Below are 1,684 nucleotides of genomic sequence, written 5' to 3' on the forward strand. Positions count from 1 at the left end.
CACCCTCTAATGCAGTGCGGAGCGGATGCCTCGGGTCCTTCTGACCGATGAGGTCCCCTTGAAGACTGGCACCGATTCCGCAGCGGCCTTCGTGGTGGTCAGCGGGCGTCGGGATGACTCCGAACCCTCTTCGGCACGGCGATGCCTATTGAAAGACTGGCAGCGCCCGACGCTCTCTGATCACCACGAACCCGCGCAACACGAGTACGCGCGCCTCGTTGTTCCTCGTGACGCGAGCCCGCCGCACGGTGACCTTCCCTTCGTCTCTGCGAGCCACGAGCTCTGGGCGAGACCGAGGCCCGCGCGGTGCGCTGGTGCCGCGAACGGCTTGTGAGATGGCGGACCTCTGAGTCCTGGCATTAGAGCGTCGCGTGGCCCGCATGTGCTCGCCACCAGCGTGAACGACGAGCGGAGGGAACCTAGATGAGCGTGTTCTGTGGCATCGACTGGGCGGAACGGCACCACGATGTTGCCCTGGTCGACACGACCGGAACGCTGATCGCCAAGGCCCGCATCACCGATGATGCTGCCGGCTACCAGCAGCTGCTTGACCTGCTCGCCGAACACGGCGACACAGAATCCGAGCCGATACCCGCAGCGATCGAGACCTCCCGCGGCCTCCTCGTCGCGATCTTGCGCACGGGAAAACGGCAGGTGTTCGCGATCAACCCGCTTGCCGCTGCCCGCTACCGCGACCGTCACAGTGTCTCGCGCAAGAAGTCCGACCCCGGCGATGCGCTCGTCCTGGCGAACATCCTTCGCACCGACATGCACGCCCACCGAGCGCTGCCCGCGGACAGCGAACTCGCCAAGGCCATCGCCGTCCTGGCCCGCGCCCAGCAAGACGCGGTCTGGCACCGTCAGCAAGCCGCCAATCAGCTCCGTTCGCTGCTGCGCGAGTTCTACCCGGCGGCGCTCAACGCGTTCATCACCGGCCGCAAGGGCGGTCTCGCTCATCCCGAAGCTCGTGCCATTCTGGCGCTCGCTCCTACCCCCACGGCCGCGGCGAAGCTCACCAAAGCACAGATCAGGGCGGCTCTGAAGCGCGGCGGCCGTCAGCGATACACGGAGGCCGAGACCAAGCGCCTTCAAGAGACGTTCCGGGCCGAGTACGCCCATCAGCCGCCGCTGATCGAGGAAGCCATGGGCAAGCAGATGCTTGTCCTGCTGCAGCAACTGGACGCTGCAGCCCAGGGCACCGAATCCCTTGCCGAAGCAGTGGAATCATCGTTTCGCCAGCATCCGGACGCCCAGCTGATCACAAGCTTTCCCGGCCTGGGCTACCTGCTCGGCGCCCGGATTCTCGCCGAGATCGGAGACGATCGCGACCGCTTCGCGGACGCACGTGCGCTGAAGGCATACGCCGGATCAGCCCCGATCACACGCGCATCCGGCAAGAAGCGGTACGTCGGACGTCGCTTCGTCAAGAACAACCGGCTCACCCACGCTGGCTACCTGTGGTCCTTCGCCGCCATCACCGTCTCACCCGGCGCCAATGCCCACTATCGCCGTCGGCGCGACCGCGGTGACTGGCACGCCTCCGCCCAACGCAACCTGTTCAACCGTATGTTGGGAATGCTCCATCACTGCCTACAACACCAGGTTCCCTACGATGAACACCGCGCGTTCGCCCCGCTCCTCGAAGCCGCTCCGGCTTGACTCTTAGCACCGTGAGATGTCTTTC

General features: G+C 65.6%; 1 protein-coding gene. It reads left to right on the plus strand.

From position 1 onward, the window contains the following. The first annotated feature begins 423 nt into the window (after positions 1-423). The gene (locus ABEB03_RS43715) at positions 424-1,659 is read left to right on the plus strand and encodes an IS110 family RNA-guided transposase (RefSeq protein ID WP_345658675.1); all 1,236 of its coding nucleotides are present in this window, start codon (positions 424-426) and stop codon (positions 1,657-1,659) included. Positions 1,660-1,684 lie beyond the last annotated feature (25 nt).

The sequence above is a fragment of the Streptomyces siamensis genome (assembly GCF_039543605.1).
In the GTDB taxonomy this organism is placed as follows: domain Bacteria; phylum Actinomycetota; class Actinomycetes; order Streptomycetales; family Streptomycetaceae; genus Streptomyces; species Streptomyces siamensis.

Excerpts from the sequence above, each read along its gene's own strand:
- ABEB03_RS43715 (WP_345658675.1), top strand. The coding sequence starts at position 424 with ATGAGCGTGTTCTGTGGCATCGACTGGGCGGAACGGCACCACGATGTT.